Source organism: Streptomyces sp. NPDC017676, assembly GCF_044329325.1.
Lineage (GTDB): Bacteria > Actinomycetota > Actinomycetes > Streptomycetales > Streptomycetaceae > Streptomyces.
In genome coordinates this window covers 84,863-98,741 of sequence record NZ_JBIRJA010000011.1, presented here as the reverse complement: position 1 = coordinate 98,741, position 13,879 = coordinate 84,863, and the positions used below count along the sequence as shown (strand labels likewise).

Annotated in this window: 12 protein-coding genes and 1 riboswitch; of the genes, 5 read left to right on the top strand and 7 right to left on the bottom strand. The window is 72.8% G+C overall.

Going from position 1 to position 13,879, the window contains the following annotated elements; genetic code table 11:
- Nucleotides 1-52: 52 nt before the first annotated feature.
- Nucleotides 53-520 (top strand): VOC family protein, encoded by a 468-nt coding sequence (locus tag ACH4LD_RS24505; protein WP_398056536.1) that lies wholly within the window; start codon nucleotides 53-55, stop codon nucleotides 518-520.
- Between the two features lie 31 nt (nucleotides 521-551).
- Here the strand turns inward: ACH4LD_RS24505 and ACH4LD_RS24500 are convergent, their stop codons facing one another.
- Complete coding sequence (locus ACH4LD_RS24500; RefSeq protein ID WP_398056537.1) at nucleotides 552-1,544, bottom strand: hypothetical protein; 993 nt, start codon at nucleotides 1,542-1,544, stop codon at nucleotides 552-554.
- 195 nt (nucleotides 1,545-1,739) lie between these two features.
- Between ACH4LD_RS24500 and ACH4LD_RS24495 the strand changes: the two genes are divergently transcribed.
- Nucleotides 1,740-2,342 (top strand): NAD(P)H-dependent oxidoreductase, encoded by a 603-nt coding sequence (locus ACH4LD_RS24495; protein ID WP_132787034.1) that lies wholly within the window; start codon nucleotides 1,740-1,742, stop codon nucleotides 2,340-2,342.
- 7 nt (nucleotides 2,343-2,349) lie between these two features.
- Here ACH4LD_RS24495 and ACH4LD_RS24490 read toward each other — a convergent pair whose 3' ends face one another.
- The 4 genes from ACH4LD_RS24490 to ACH4LD_RS24475 form a co-directional block, all read right to left on the bottom strand.
- Nucleotides 2,350-3,231 carry an ABC transporter permease gene (locus tag ACH4LD_RS24490; RefSeq protein ID WP_014674304.1) on the bottom strand — a complete coding sequence of 294 codons (882 nt, stop codon included), beginning with the start codon at nucleotides 3,229-3,231 and terminating at the stop codon, nucleotides 2,350-2,352.
- Nucleotides 3,218-4,192 carry an ABC transporter ATP-binding protein gene (locus tag ACH4LD_RS24485; RefSeq protein ID WP_398056538.1) on the bottom strand — a complete coding sequence of 325 codons (975 nt, stop codon included), beginning with the start codon at nucleotides 4,190-4,192 and terminating at the stop codon, nucleotides 3,218-3,220. Before ACH4LD_RS24485 ends, ACH4LD_RS24490 begins: the two co-directional genes overlap by 14 nt.
- An 82-nt stretch (nucleotides 4,193-4,274) precedes the next feature.
- The gene (locus ACH4LD_RS24480) at nucleotides 4,275-5,474 is read right to left on the bottom strand and encodes an outer membrane lipoprotein carrier protein LolA (protein ID WP_398056539.1); all 1,200 of its coding nucleotides are present in this window, start codon (nucleotides 5,472-5,474) and stop codon (nucleotides 4,275-4,277) included.
- A gap of 255 nt (nucleotides 5,475-5,729) precedes the next feature.
- On the bottom strand, nucleotides 5,730-6,740 hold the full coding sequence (locus tag ACH4LD_RS24475) for a polyprenyl synthetase family protein (protein WP_103812745.1): 1,011 nt from the start codon (nucleotides 6,738-6,740) through the stop codon (nucleotides 5,730-5,732).
- A gap of 543 nt (nucleotides 6,741-7,283) precedes the next feature.
- Nucleotides 7,284-7,465: riboswitch (cyclic di-AMP (ydaO/yuaA leader) on the top strand.
- 4 nt (nucleotides 7,466-7,469) lie between these two features.
- Between ACH4LD_RS24475 and ACH4LD_RS24470 the strand changes: the two genes are divergently transcribed.
- A complete protein-coding gene (locus ACH4LD_RS24470) occupies nucleotides 7,470-7,958 on the top strand; it encodes a transglycosylase SLT domain-containing protein (RefSeq protein WP_398056540.1) in 489 nt (162 codons plus the stop codon).
- Nucleotides 7,959-7,998: 40 nt separating this feature from the next.
- Here ACH4LD_RS24470 and ACH4LD_RS24465 read toward each other — a convergent pair whose 3' ends face one another.
- Nucleotides 7,999-8,811: an HAD family hydrolase gene (locus ACH4LD_RS24465; RefSeq protein ID WP_398056541.1), complete on the bottom strand. Its 813-nt coding sequence runs from the start codon at nucleotides 8,809-8,811 to the stop codon at nucleotides 7,999-8,001.
- 210 nt (nucleotides 8,812-9,021) lie between these two features.
- Here ACH4LD_RS24465 and fahA point away from each other — a divergent pair, with 210 nt between their 5' ends.
- Together fahA and ACH4LD_RS24455 are read left to right on the top strand one after the other, a co-directional pair.
- Entirely contained in the window at nucleotides 9,022-10,239 is a 1,218-nt protein-coding gene (fahA, locus tag ACH4LD_RS24460; RefSeq protein ID WP_398056542.1) for a fumarylacetoacetase, read from the top strand.
- 363 nt (nucleotides 10,240-10,602) lie between these two features.
- Nucleotides 10,603-11,541 carry a M56 family metallopeptidase gene (locus ACH4LD_RS24455; RefSeq protein WP_398056543.1) on the top strand — a complete coding sequence of 313 codons (939 nt, stop codon included), beginning with the start codon at nucleotides 10,603-10,605 and terminating at the stop codon, nucleotides 11,539-11,541.
- A gap of 215 nt (nucleotides 11,542-11,756) precedes the next feature.
- On the opposite strand, the gene recQ is transcribed toward ACH4LD_RS24455, so the two are convergent.
- Nucleotides 11,757-13,775, bottom strand: a complete 2,019-nt coding sequence (recQ, locus tag ACH4LD_RS24450; protein ID WP_398056544.1) for a DNA helicase RecQ — start codon at nucleotides 13,773-13,775, stop codon at nucleotides 11,757-11,759.
- Nucleotides 13,776-13,879: the final 104 nt, after the last annotated feature.

Below are 13,879 nucleotides of genomic sequence, written 5' to 3'. Positions count from 1 at the left end.
GAGTGGGCGGAGCGCCCCCCTCCGCCGACGCGTCCGGCTATAAGTGGGGGCCATGACCACACAGGCGCCCGCCCCCCTGCACTGGAAGCTCGTCATCGACGCGGCCGACCCGCACGCACAGGCCGACTTCTGGGCCGCCGCGCTGCACTACCTCCCCGAGGACAACAGCGCCCTCGTCGAACGGCTGCTGTCCTTCGGCGCGCTGTCCGGGGAGGCCACCGTCGAGTACCACGGGCGGCCCGCGTTCCGTGACCTCATCGCCGTACGGCACCCCGACGACCCGTACGACCCCGAGACCGGCACCGGGCTCGGGCGGCGGTTGCTGTTCCAGCGGGTACCGGAGCCGAAGACCGTGAAGAACCGGCTCCACCTCGACGTCCACGCCGGCCCGGAACGGCGCGCGGACGAGGTGACGCGCCTTCAGGCGCTGGGCGCGCGGGTGGTGCGCGAGGTCGAGGAGCCCGCTGGCCAGTGGGTGCTGATGACGGACCCGGAGGGCAACGAGTTCTGCGTGCAGTGACCCCGGGTGCGCCCGCGCCGCCCGGGGCCGGTCACGCCCGCGCCGCCGCCTTCGCCGCGCGGTCGGTCAGGCGGACCATGCGGGCGCGGGCGGACTCCAGCGGGCCCGGGTCCTGCGCGGCGGGGCCCGGCTCGGTGGTGAGGTCCGTCCACAGGTCGATCAGGTCGCGGCCCAGCCGCAGGCCCTCCTCCGGGTCGCGCACCGCGCGCCAGGCGGTGGCCGCGCTGCGCACATTGTCGTAGGCGGCCTCCCCGTCCCGTGCCTGGCGGCGCTGCCGGGCCACGTCCAGGGACAGCCGGAAGGCGCGGACCGGGTCACCGGCCAGGTAGGCGATGTAGGCGGACAGTTCGAGCAGGTGCAGCACCTCGGCGTGGCGCGGGCCGAACACGGCGGTGGCCTCGGCGAGCGTCCGGTCGGCGAGTTCCGCCGCCGTGTCGATCCGGCCCGCCCGCACGGCCTCGTTGATCCGGCGCATCGGCTCGGTGAGCAGCTTCGCGCCCTCGGCGGTCTCGGTCAGCGGCCCGTCGCCGAGCACCTCCTCGGCGACCGCGTCGAAGCCACGGGCCGGCGTTGGGGTGGGGGCGGCGGGCTCCGGCGGTACGGCGGCGAGGGGGCCGCGAGCCGTGGGGCCCTGGGTGCCCGTGTCGGGCTCGTTCGTCACCGGCGCCGGTCCGAACGGCCCGGTCGGGTCCTGCACGATGTCCCGCGTCCCGGCCCTCGCCGGCCGCGGGGCCACCCGGACCGCCTCCCCCGTCACCCGGCTGGAGCCGTCCGCCGAGACCTCCAGGGGGACCACACAGCCCCCCAGGTCGTCGTGGACCGTGGCGCGTATGGGCGCGCCGACGCTGATGGCCAGGCGCTGGAGGTGGTCGAGCACGGCCTGCTGGATCTCCTCGCCCGGTGCCGCCACGACCGATGCCCCGTCCACCGACGCGCCTCCCGTGCCGAACACCCGGACGGACACCGCCGCCGGACGACCCACGGGCCGCGGCGCCCGCTTCTTCTCGAAGCTGACTCCAGCCATCGGTGTCCCTCACTCCCCCGGCGTCGCGATCCGGTCGTACGCGTCCTGCCCACCAGTGTGTCCGCTCCCCCACGGTTTCCACGTCACCGCGACGTCACAGCCTCGCACCAGCCGCACCCTGGCGGAGGTTGCTTGCGTATGCATAGAATGCAGACGCATTCAATCGCGGTACGACATGACGCGTCTGGGGGACCCATGAGCCGCCGCTTCCTCTTCGTCCTGGGCAGCGCCCGCGAGGCGGGCAACACCGAACTGCTGGCCCGTGAGGCCGCCGCGCAACTGCCCGGCGACACCGAACAGCACTGGATCCGCCTCGCCGACCACCCCCTGCCCGACTTCGTGGACCTGCGGCACGACAGCGACCACGTCCGGCCGTCCCCGGACACCCCGGCCGGCCTGCTGCTGGACGCCACGCTGGCGGCGACGGACATCGTGATCGCCTCGCCGCTGTACTGGTACTCGGTGTCCAGCCTGACCAAGCGCTACCTGGACTACTGGTCGGCCTGGCTGCGCACCCCCGGCGTCGACTTCAAGGCGACGATGGCCGGCCGCACCCTCTGGGGCATCGCCGCGCTGGCGGACGACGAGCCGTCGGTCGCCGACCCGTACGCCGGCACGCTCAACAACTCGGCCGCCTACCTGCGGATGCGCTTCGGCGGGGTCCTGCTCGGCAACGGCAGCGCGCCGGGCGACGTACGCGGGGACGCCGATGCGCTGGCCCGTGCGAAGACGTTCTTCGCACAGGACGCGCCCCTCGCGCGCTTCCCTCACGAGGCCGTCGGCGCCCCGCTCCGGTGAGCGGGCGCTAGGCGTTGATGTCCTTCGCCGTGAACCGCGCCCAGGCCGCCGCGCCGAACACGGCCGCGTACAGCGCCTGGAGACCGAGGTTCTTCACCAGGTCGTCCCAGTAGACCGGGTCGCGCATCAGGTCGGCGAAGGACAGCCAGTAGTGCGGGAACAGGTACGGCTGGAGGGCGTGGAGCTGGGGTATCTGGTCGACGATCTGCACGGTGATGAGCAGGCCGACCGTGGTGGCCATCGCCGCGATGCCGCTGTTGGTGAGCGTCGACACGAACAGGCCGAGGGCCGCCACACCGACCAGTGACGCGGCCACGACCAGGGCGATCAGCAGAGCGCGGCCGAGCCCCTCGGCGAAGCTGATCCGGGTGCCGGAGATCGTCGTCAGCTCTCCGAGCGGGAAGAGCAGCGCGCCGACGAGCAGCGCCGAGACGGCGACGACCAGCGTGGCCAGCAGGCAGAAGGCCAGCACCGTCGCGTACTTGGTGAGCAGCAGCCGGGTACGGCCGGCCGGCGCGACCAGCAGATAGCGCAGGGTGCCCGCGCCGGCCTCCCCGGCGATCGCGTCGCCCGCGACGACACCGACCGCCATCGGCAGGAAGAACGGCAGGGTCGCGGCCAGCGCGGTGAAGACCAGGAACAGGCCGTTGTTGGTGATCTGCGAGATGAACGCCGGGCCCTCGCCGCCGCCGCCCGCCGGCCCGCCGCCCCGCGTCTCGATCTTCACGGCGATCCCGACCAGCACCGGCACCGCGGCCAGCACCCCGAGCAGGGCCAGCGTGCGCCAGCGGCGGACGGTGGTGACCAGCTCGCTGCGCAGCAGCCCGAGGGTCCACAAGGGGTTCGGCCGGCGCCCGGCACCCGCCTGGAGCACATCAGCCCGCGACATCGAAGCCCTCCCCGGTCAGCGCCACGAACGCGTCCTCCAGCGAGGCCCGTTCGACGGTGAGGCCCCGGACCCGGACGCCCGCCGTGACCAGGGCCGCGGTCACCTCGGCCAGATCCCGCGCGGGCGGCTCACCGGTGACCCGGTCCCCGTCGGCCGTCACGTCCCCGACGCCCAGTTCCTTCAGCACGCGTGCCGCCTCCGCCGGGTCCGGGGTGGTCACCACCAGCCGGTCGCGGGCCCCGGCGGCCAGGTCGGCCACCGCGCCCTGGGTGACGAGCCGGCCCTGCGCCATGACCGCCGCGTGGGTGCACACCTGCTCGATCTCGTCGAGGAGGTGGGAGGAGAGGAAGACGGTCGTGCCGTCGGCGGCCAGCTCCCTGATCAGGGTGCGGATCTCACGCATGCCCTGCGGGTCGAGGCCGTTGGTGGGCTCGTCCAGGACGAGCAGTCTGCGCGGCTGGAGCAGCGCGGCGGCCAGTCCCAGGCGCTGTTTCATGCCGAGCGAGTACGCCTTCGCCCTCTTGCCGGCGGCGGCCGCGAGACCGACCCGGTCCAGCGCCACGGCGACGCGGGCGCTCCGGGTGCGGGGGTCGGCGGTCGGGTCCGCGGCGTCGTAGCGCAGCAGGTTGTCCCGGCCGGAGAGGAAGCCGTACAGGGCGGGGCCCTCGATGAGTGCGCCGACCTGCGGAAGGACCGTACGGGCCGCGCGCGGCATGGGCCGGCCGAGCACCCGGGCGGTGCCCGCGGTCGGCTCGATCAGGCCCATCAGCATGCGGATCGTGGTGGTCTTGCCGGAGCCGTTCGGGCCGAGGAAGCCGAAGACGCTGCCCGCCGGGACGGTCAGGTCGAGACCGTCCACGGCGAGCTGTCCGCCGCGGTAGCGCTTGGTGAGGCCGCGCGTGGCGATCACACTCGCCGTCGCGTCGCCCGGTTCCGGCTGCGTGGCGGACGGCTCGTCCATCGGCTCCCCTCGGTTCATCCCGTGCGTCTCATCGGGTGCGTCTCGTCCGGTGCGTCTCGTCCGGTGCGGTGTGCCCGGGAGGTCACTTCCCCGCGTCGGCCGCCTTCACCAGGGCCTCCTTGGTCACCGTGCCGGCGTACACCTTGCCGTCGTCGGTGATCAGGGCGTTGACCAGGCGGGTGGAGAAGACCGTGCCCTTGCCGAACTTCCCGGAGACCGGGTCGCCCAGCGAACCGAGGAAGCCGCCGAGGTCACCGCCCTGGGATCCGGTCGGCAGGCCGCCCTTGGCGCCGGTGTCGAAGGTGGCGACGGACGTCCAGCCCTTGCCCAGCACCTTCAGCCCGTCCTTGCCCTCCAGGCCCCCGGCGAGGCCCTCGCCGTGCTTCGGGGCCCCGGCGCCGTCCTCCTCCTCGGTGACCTTCGCGCCCTTGGGCGGCGTGAAGTCGAACGTGGAGGCGGCCGGCCGGGCGAAGGAGACCTGGGTGAAGCCCGCGTCGAGCACGGCGGCGCCGCCGCTCCTCGGGGTCAGCGTGAACTTCAGCGGCATACCGGTCTTCGCGTCGACGGCGATGCTGATAGCGCCGACCGTGGTGCCGGACTGCTTGGGCCGGATCAGCAGCTTGTAGGCGTCGCGCCCGGCGACCTGCGCGGTGCCGTCGACGGTGACGGACGTGGTGTCGTCCACCGACCTCAGGGCCTGGTCGGCGAAGTCCTTGGGCGTGGCCGGCGGCTTGGCCTCGTGCTCCTTGCCGGAGGCGGCTCCGGTGGAGTGGTAGACCTCGTTGCTCTTGCTGTCGTAGCCCCAGACGTCCTTGCCGTCGTGGATCAGGCTGTACTCGGCGCCGCTCTCCAGCAGCGAGAGTTTCTGCCGGTCCGGACCGTCGGCGGCGACGCGCAGGGTGTGCGTGCCGGAGACCAGCTCGGTGAGCTTGGCCTGCGGGTCGGCGGAGGAGCCGTCACCCGAGCCGCCCCGGCCCGCGCCGGACATCAGGCCGTTCTCCAGACCGCCGAGGTCGGGCAGACCGAGGTCGGTGCTGACCTTGACCGTGCCGGACAGCTGCTGCACGTCCGACTTGGCGATCTTCTCGATGAGCTGCTGTGCGCTGATCTTCGGCAGGTCGGGGTCACCGGAGTCGGCGAGCGCCGGGACCAGCCCGATCGTGGCCGCCGCCACCCCCACCACCGCGACCGGCACGGCGTACCGGGCGGCCTTGCGCCGGCCGGAGCGCGGGTGCTCGTCCTGCGCGGCGCCCACTGCGTCGTCGGATTCGTACGGTGCCATGTGTGCCTTACCTCCGTCGTCGGCGGCGGCTGTCCTCACGCTGGTCCGCTGGTCCACCCTGAGCCGCCATTCTCACCCGAAACGGTGAGGAGTGGTGATTTCCGTGGTGTCCATCTGACCAAATCGGCCGTGAACAAGCGTCAGACCTCGGAGGCAACTCCGTCTACACCTGCGGTATGACACCCGGCGGCCGTTTCTCCACCCGACCCGTAGGGGTCGGTCGGACGCCGGGGCCCGTACGGGTGACCGGCCGGGTCAGCCCGCGCGGTGCACGACCGCGTCGCACAGCTCGATCAGCGCCGCCTTGGCATCGCACTCGCGCAGCGGGGCGAGCGCGGCCCGCGCCTCCTCCGCGTACCGCACGGTGTCCCGCCGGGCCTGCTCCAGCGCGGGGTGCGCGCGCAGCGCGGCCAGCGCCTCGGCGTGCCGGGCGTCGTCGCTGAGGTCGGAGTCCAGCAGCTCGCACAGCGCGACGTCCTCCGCCAGCCCCAGCCGGGCGGCCCGCTCGCGCAGCCGGAGCACCGGCAGGGTCGGGATTCCCTCACGCAGGTCGGTGCCCGGGGTCTTGCCGGACTCGTGGGAGTCCGAGGCGATGTCCAGGACGTCGTCCGCGAGCTGGAAGGCGACGCCGAGCCGTTCGCCGTACTGGGTGAGGACGTCGACGACCGTCTCGTCCGCGCCGGACATCATCGCGCCGAACCGGCACGACACCGCCACCAGGGAGCCCGTCTTGCCGGCCAGCACGTCCAGATAGTGCTCGACCGGGTCTCGGCCGTCCGAGGGACCCGCGGTCTCCAGGATCTGCCCGGTGACGAGCCGTTCGAACGCGAGTGCCTGCACCCGGACCGCCTCGGGACCGAGGTCGGCGAGGATCTGGGAGGCACGGGCGAAGAGGAAGTCGCCGGTGAGGACCGCGACGGAGTTGCCCCAGCGGGTGTTGGCGCTGTCCACGCCACGCCGTACGGCCGCCTCGTCCATGACGTCGTCGTGGTACAGCGTGGCCAGATGGGTCAGCTCCACGACGACGGCGGAGGGCACCACGCCCGGCGCGTAGGGGTCGCCGAACTGGGCGGCGAGCATCACGAGGAGTGGCCGGAACCGCTTCCCGCCCGCCCGTACGAGGTGCTGCGCCGCCCCCGTGATGAACGGGACCTCGCTCTTGGTGGCTTCGAGCAAGCCTTCCTCGACAGCCGCCAATCCGGCCTGGACATCGGCTTCCAGAGCCTGGTCCCGCACGCTCAGCCCGAACGGCCCGACGACGGTCACGAGGGGTCTCCTGTCTGCTGGTGTCTGCTGGCGATTACACGGTTTGTCGATAGGTCGCTGCCATCACTCAAGTCAGCGTATCCGGTCCTCTTTCGATCACCGATAGCGCCCACCGGTCCAGCCTGGGCGATACCGGATCATGACCGGCATGGTTTTGATCACACAGTGTGAGCGGATTTTTATCCATATAAGAGTAATCCGGACACTGCACCCTCGCCTCGGCAACCACGCTCCTCATATGCCGGGTTCCACCATCACCCCGACTTCAGACGCGAATCCCTCTAATCCCCCATGTCCGACTTAAAACTGTTTGCTATTTCGTGAGTTGGGTCACGCGCCCGGTCGGCCCGCCCCCTCGGCCCGACCCTCGTGAGTCCTTGTCCCGTCGGCGAGTTGAGGATTGGCAACCGCAAAGGATCAAGCACCTCATACGGCGTCGATCAAGGTCAAATCGCACGTTGTATGACTCCGACCCTTGTTCCCGACATGTGCTCTCGCATACGTTCCGGGCCGTCGGGCGGACGCCGAATCCTGCCGCCGCCCGCATACCCATCGACGAACTCACTCGTACGGCAGGAGCGGGGGACCCAGGTAAGCCGCCGGTCCGGAACGGCACACGCCGCGCCGGGACGGCTAGGGGTGAAGCCATGCCTCCGTCAGGAGCACGGCCGGGCACCTCCCCGCCCGAACCCGACAGCTCACCTCGCAGGCGCCGGAGAGGAACGCCCCATGTCTGCTGTCGCCCAGCCCCGCCGTACCCGGAACAGCCGCCTCGTCCGCGCGCTCACCGCCGCCGGCACCGGCGCCGCCGTCCTCGCCCTGCCGCTCATCGGCGCGACCGGCGCCTCCGCGGCCCCCAGCACCGCCACCACGGCGGCCACCACCCCCGCCGGCTACCCGGACAACCTCGACGGCTGGATCCGCGAGTCGCTGGCGATCATGGCCGAGAAGCACATCCCGGGCACCTACAACGGCATCTACCGCAACATCATCCGCGAGTCCTCGGGCAACCCGAAGGCCATCAACCTCTGGGACTCCAACGCCGCCAAGGGCATCCCCTCCAAGGGCCTGCTCCAGGTCATCGACCCGACCTTCAACGCGTACCACGTGGCCGGAACGTCCTTCGACATCTACGACCCGGTCGCCAACATCACCGCCGCCTGCAACTACGCGGCCGCCCGGTACGGGTCCATCGACAACGTGTTCGGCGCCTACTGACCGGCACCGGCGGCCGGGCCGGGCGCTCCTGATACTCCGGTCAGCCGGCCGGGAAGAGTCCTTCGAGGACGACGGCGACGCCGTCGTCCTCGTTCGACAAGGTGACCTCGTCGGCCACCGCCTTGAGTTCCGGATGCGCGTTGGCCATGGCGACACCGCGCCCGGCCCAGTCGAACATCGGGATGTCGTTGGGCATGTCGCCGAACGCGAGGGCCCGTTCGGCGGCGATCCCGAGCCGTTCGGCGGCGAGCGCCAGCCCGGTCGCCTTCGTCACCCCGCACGGCTGGAGCTCCACCGTGCCCGGCCCCGACATGGTGACCGTCGCGAGGGAGCCCACCGCCGCGCGGGCCACGGCCGCCAACTCGTCGTCGGACAGAGTGCCGTGCCGCAGCAACACCTTGCTGATGGGCGCGCACCACAGGTCGTCCCGCCGGCCGACCCGCACCGCGGGCAGCGTCGGGTGGGGCATCCGATAGCCGGGCTCGATGAGCGTGAGCCCGTCCACGCCGTCCTGGTCGACCGCCGCGTAGACCTGCCCCACCTCCGCCTCGATCTTGCCGAGCGCCGTCTCGGCCAGCTCCCGGTCCAGCCGGACCGACCACAGCAGACGGCCGGTCGCGGCGTCGTAGACCTGGGCCCCCTGCCCGCACACCGCGAGCCCGGCGCACCCGAGGTCCGCGAGCAGCGGCCGCACCCGCGGGGCCGGGCGGCCCGTCACCACCAGGTGCCGGGCGCCGGCCCGCGCCACCCGCGCGAGCGCGGCGAGGGACCGGTCCGAGACGGTGTCGTCGCCGCGCAGCAGCGTCCCGTCCAGGTCAGTGGCGATCAGTGCATATGCCGGGGTGGGTGCCATGATCAGAGAATACGGACAGCACGCCCCGCCGACTCACCTGTCATTTCCCGCACTTACGTGCCGTCCCCGCCCAACCGCTCGCCGCGGACGGCGCGATGGGCGCTGCCCGGTGAGGCACTGCCCAAGACACGCTGCTCAGCCGTAACGTGTGGCCCGACCACATGGAACGCAGTGCCATGCATGGCCCGGATGAGAGTGAGGCAGCACCCCATGCCCCCCTTCGACGTCCCCGAGGGCGACCCCTTCGGTCCGTACAACCTTCCCTACGGCGTGTTCTCGCCCTCCGGCAGCACGGAGCGGAGGATCGGCGTCCGGCTCGGGAACCACGTCCTCGACGCGGGCGCCGCGGCCGCCGCGCTGGGCTCGCCGCACCAGCCGCTGCTCGCCCGGCCCACCCTCAACCCGCTGCTGGCCGCCGGCCGCGCCACCTGGTCGGACGTACGGCGCGCCCTCACGTCCTGGGTCACGGACCCGGCGCACCGCGCGACCGTCGAGCCGCTGTTCCACCCCCTGTCCGAGGTGACCCTGCACCTGCCCTTCGAGGTCGCGGACTACGTCGACTTCTACGCCTCGGAGAACCACGCCCGCAACGTCGGCCAGATCTTCCGCCCCGGCGCCGAGGACTCCCTCACCCCCAACTGGAAGCACCTGCCGATCGGTTACCACGGCCGCTCCGGCACCGTGGTCGTCTCCGGCACGGACGTCGTACGCCCCTCCGGGCAGCGCAAGGGCCCGGCCGACCCCGCGCCCGTCTTCGGCCCCTCGATCCGGCTGGACATCGAGGCCGAGGTCGGCTTCGTCGTGGGCGTGCCGTCGCGGCTCGGCACCCCGGTCGCGCTCGGCGACTTCCGGGAGCACGTCTTCGGGCTGTGCCTGCTGAACGACTGGTCCGCGCGGGACATCCAGGCCTGGGAGTACGTCCCTCTCGGCCCGTTCCTCGGCAAGTCCTTCGCCACGTCCGTGTCGGCGTGGATCACCCCGCTGGAGGCGCTGGAGCACGCACGCGTGGCGCCCCCGGAGCGCACGCACCCGCTGCTGCCCTACCTGGACGACTCGGCGCCCGGCACCGAGCCCGGCGGTTACGACCTGCGCATCTCGGTCTCGGTCAACGGCCATGTGGTCTCCGAACCTCCCTTCTCCACCATGTACTGGACCGCCGCCCAGCAACTCGCCCACATGACCGTGAACGGCGCCTCGCTGCGCACGGGCGACCTGTACGGCTCCGGCACGGTGAGCGGCCCCACCGAACGCCAGCGCGGCTCCCTGCTGGAACTGACCTGGAACGGCCGCGACCCCCTCGAACTCCCCGACGGCAAGCGGACCTTCCTGGAGGACGGCGACGTGGTCACCCTGTCGGCCTGGGCCCCGGGCGCGAACGGCAGCCGGGTGGGGCTGGGGGAGGTCAGCGGACGAGTGGTGTCGGGCTGACCCCGCGGGGGTCACCGAACGGGAGCGGCGGGCGGGTCTGGTGGCTTGCGTGGCGGGCCGGGTGGCTCGCCAGGCGGGCCGGGTGGCTTGCGTGGCGGCTGGGTGGGTGGCGAGGCGGGGCGGAGGGTCACCGAACGGGCGCGCCGGGTGGGCCGGGTGGCTTGTTGGGCGGGCCGGGCGGGGGCGGGGCCGGGGGCGCGGAGCTGGGTCGGTCCCGGCGGATCGGTGTCGACACCTGACTCCGGCCGCCCGTCTTCGTCATACTGACGGGGACACGCACCACGCGCGAGCCGCCGTCGCGTGACGCGTGCCCGGCACCACCGTCACCCGCACACCTCTCCGACCAGGAACCGGGGCCCCGGCATGACTGTCTGCCTGCTCCTGCTGAGCGTCGTCGCCCTGACGGCCGCCGTACCGGCGCCGCGCGCGCTGACCCATGCCTCCTGGCCCGAACGGGAACCCGTGGTCGCGCTGTGGGTGTGGCAGTGCCTCGTCGCCACGGTCCTGCTGTGCTGCCTGACCGCGCTGGTCCTGGGCGCGGCGGCCGTCTTCCACACCGTCCGCGACCGCGTGTTCGCGCCCGCGCCGCCCGCCGTCACCGCCGCGTACGACCTGTCCACCGCGCCGGTGTGGGCCGCCGCGCTCACCGTGCTGCTGGCCTGCGGGGCCGCCTGGACGACGGCGATGCTGGCCCGCGAACTCGTCGAGGCCCGCCGCAGCCGCGGCCAGGCCCGGGCGCACCTGCGCGAGCGCGCCCCGGAGCTGCCGGCCGGGCTACCGGCGGCGCGCGGGCCGATGCTGGTGCTGGAGGACGAGTACCCGGACGCCTGGTGGATGCCGGGGCACCCGCCACAACTGGTCGTCACCACCGGGGCGTTGCACCGCCTCACCGACCTTCAGCTGGACGCCGTCCTCACCCACGAGCGCGGACACGCCCGCGCCCACCACGACTGGCTGCTCCACCTGTCCACCGCCCTCGCCACGGGCTTCCCTCGCGTGCCGCTCTTCGCCCACTTCTGCGACCAGACGCACCGCCTGGTCGAGCTGGCCGCCGACGACACGGCCTCCCGGCGCTGCGGGCACCTCACCACGGCCCTGGCCCTGATCGAGCTGAACCAGCACCGGGGCGTCCTGTCCTGCGACTCCAGCCGCCGCCTTCTCGGCGAGCGCGTCGACCGCCTGCTGGAGCCGCCGCCCCGGCTGCTGCGCCGGCACCGGGCGCTGACGACGACGGTGGCCGCGCTGGTGCCGCTGCTCCCCCTGCTGATCACCTTCGCCCCGGGCCTGACGGCACTGTCCTGAGAACCTGACGGCACCGCGTGGGCCCCGCCCCGGGGGTCCGGCGACCCAGGTGTCCCGCAAGTCCCAGCAGGCCCGAGGTCCCAGCACGTCCGGAGTGCCAGCTGGCCCGCAAGTCCCAGCACTCCCGGAAGTCCCAGCAGGCCCGGAAGTCCCGGCCGTCCCGGATCCCTGCGCATCCCAGGCCGCCCGGGCGTAGGCCGTCCACGGCGTCCCGGCTATATCCAGTCGTCCGGTTCCGGCTCGTCCATCGGCTCGGGCCAGTCGGCGTCCTGGCTGCCGACGGCGGCCGGCGTGGCGTCGGCAGCCGGGGTGTCGGCGGCCGACGGGGCGGCCCCGTCCAGGGAGGCCAGCACCTGGATCACCCCTTCGCCGTACGTCGCCAGCTTCTTCTCGCCGACGCCGTTCACCGTGCCGAGCTCGCGTACCGATCCGGGCCACCGGGTCACGATCTCGCGCAGGGTGGCGTCGTGGAAGATGACGTACGCCGGGACGCCCTGCTCCCGGGCCTGTTCGGCGCGCCAGGCCCGCAGGGCCTCGAAGGCGGGGAGCAGCGCCTCGGGCAGCTCGGCCGCGACGGCCTTGGCCTTGCGGTCGGCCCCGGAGGAGCCGGTGGAGCGCGACCGGGAGACGGTCGGCTTCTTCGGCTCCTTGCGCAGCGGCACCTCGCGCTCCCGCCGCAGCACCGAGCCGCTCGCCTCGGTGAGCACCAGCGTGCCGTACTCCCCCTCGACCGCGAGGAGCCCCTGGGCCAGCAGTTGCCGGACGACCCCGCGCCACTCGCCCTCGGAGAGATCCTGCCCGATGCCGAAGACGGACAACTGGTCGTGGTCGAACTGGATCACCTTGCCGGTGCGCTTGCCGAGCAGGATGTCGACGATCTGCATCGCGCCGAACTTCTGCCCGCGCTCGCGCTGCAACCGCACCACCGTGGACAGCACCTTCTGCGCGGCGATCGTGCCGTCCCAGGTCTCGGGCGGGGTGAGGCAGGTGTCGCAGTTGCCGCAGGCCGCGGTCTCGGGGTCCTGGCCGAAGTAGGCGAGCAACTGGCCCCGGCGGCACTGGGCGGTCTCGCACAGCGCGAGCATGGCGTCGAGGTGGGCGGCGGCCCGGCGGCGGAACGTCTCGTCGCCCTCGCCGGACTGGATCAGCTTGCGCTGCTGTATGACGTCGTTCAGGCCGTACGCCATCCAGGCCGTCGACGGCAGACCGTCGCGGCCCGCCCGGCCGGTCTCCTGGTAGTACCCCTCGATCGACTTGGGCAGGTCCAGGTGGGCGACGAAGCGCACGTCCGGCTTGTCGATGCCCATGCCGAAGGCGATGGTCGCGACCACGACCAGGCCGTCCTCGCGCAGGAACCGGGCCTGGTGGGCCGCGCGCGTGGCCGCCTCCAGGCCCGCGTGGTAGGGCACGGCCTGGATGCCGTTGGCGGTCAGGAACTCCGCCGTGCGCTCCACCGAGTTGCGCGAGAGGCAGTACACGATGCCGGCGTCGCCCGCGTGCTCCTCGCGGAGGAAGGCGAGCAGCTGCTTCCGGGGGTCGGCCTTGGGCACGATCCGGTACTGGATGTTGGGCCGGTCGAAGCTGGCGACGAAGTGCCGGGCCGTCGGCAGGTTCAGCCGCTGGGTGATCTCCTGGTGGGTGGCGCGGGTGGCCGTGGCGGTGAGGGCGATCCGCGGGACGTCCGGCCAGCGCTCGCCGAGGAGGGAGAGGGTGAGATAGTCCGGCCGGAAATCGTGACCCCACTGTGCCACGCAGTGGGCCTCGTCGATCGCGAAGACGGAGATCTTGCCGCGGGAGAGCAGATCCAGCGTGGCGTCCACCCGCAGCCGCTCCGGGGCCAGGTACAGCAGGTCCAGCTCGCCGGCCAGGAACTCGGCCTCGACCATGCGCCGCTCGTCGAAGTCCTGGGTGGAGTTGATGAAGCCGGCGCGGACACCGAGGGCGCGCAGGGCGTCCACCTGGTCCTGCATGAGGGCGATCAGCGGCGAGACGACCACGCCCGTGCCGGGCCGGACCAGGGCCGGGATCTGGTAGCACAGCGACTTGCCGCCGCCGGTCGGCATGAGGACGACGGCGTCGCCGCCCGCCACCACGTGCTCGATGATCTCCTGCTGCTCGCCCCGGAAGGCGTCGTACCCGAAGACCCGGTGCAGCGTGGCCAGCGCCTCGCTGCCGGCCGCGCCCGGCCCCTCGGTCACCTGTGTCATCTCGCTGATCCCGCCCGTCACGCCCATCGTCCTGTCCCCCGTCGGTCCCCCGTGTGTCGTCTCTCGACCGCTGCCTCCACCATAGGGGTCCGGACCGACAGTCCCGGAGTTGTCCACAGGGCAGCCGGAGA

What these genes read in the sequence shown, in the direction of transcription:
- recQ (WP_398056544.1), bottom strand. Translation starts at nt 13,775, where the DNA reads ATGGGCGTGACGGGCGGGATCAGCGAGATGACACAGGTGACCGAGGGG.
- fahA (WP_398056542.1), top strand. Translation starts at nt 9,022, where the DNA reads ATGCCCCCCTTCGACGTCCCCGAGGGCGACCCCTTCGGTCCGTACAAC.
- ACH4LD_RS24455 (WP_398056543.1), top strand. Translation starts at nt 10,603, where the DNA reads ATGACTGTCTGCCTGCTCCTGCTGAGCGTCGTCGCCCTGACGGCCGCC.
- ACH4LD_RS24495 (WP_132787034.1), top strand. Translation starts at nt 1,740, where the DNA reads ATGAGCCGCCGCTTCCTCTTCGTCCTGGGCAGCGCCCGCGAGGCGGGC.
- ACH4LD_RS24505 (WP_398056536.1), top strand. Translation starts at nt 53, where the DNA reads ATGACCACACAGGCGCCCGCCCCCCTGCACTGGAAGCTCGTCATCGAC.
- ACH4LD_RS24500 (WP_398056537.1), bottom strand. Translation starts at nt 1,544, where the DNA reads ATGGCTGGAGTCAGCTTCGAGAAGAAGCGGGCGCCGCGGCCCGTGGGT.
- ACH4LD_RS24480 (WP_398056539.1), bottom strand. Translation starts at nt 5,474, where the DNA reads ATGGCACCGTACGAATCCGACGACGCAGTGGGCGCCGCGCAGGACGAG.
- ACH4LD_RS24465 (WP_398056541.1), bottom strand. Translation starts at nt 8,811, where the DNA reads ATGGCACCCACCCCGGCATATGCACTGATCGCCACTGACCTGGACGGG.
- ACH4LD_RS24470 (WP_398056540.1), top strand. Translation starts at nt 7,470, where the DNA reads ATGTCTGCTGTCGCCCAGCCCCGCCGTACCCGGAACAGCCGCCTCGTC.
- ACH4LD_RS24485 (WP_398056538.1), bottom strand. Translation starts at nt 4,192, where the DNA reads ATGGACGAGCCGTCCGCCACGCAGCCGGAACCGGGCGACGCGACGGCG.
- ACH4LD_RS24490 (WP_014674304.1), bottom strand. Translation starts at nt 3,231, where the DNA reads ATGTCGCGGGCTGATGTGCTCCAGGCGGGTGCCGGGCGCCGGCCGAAC.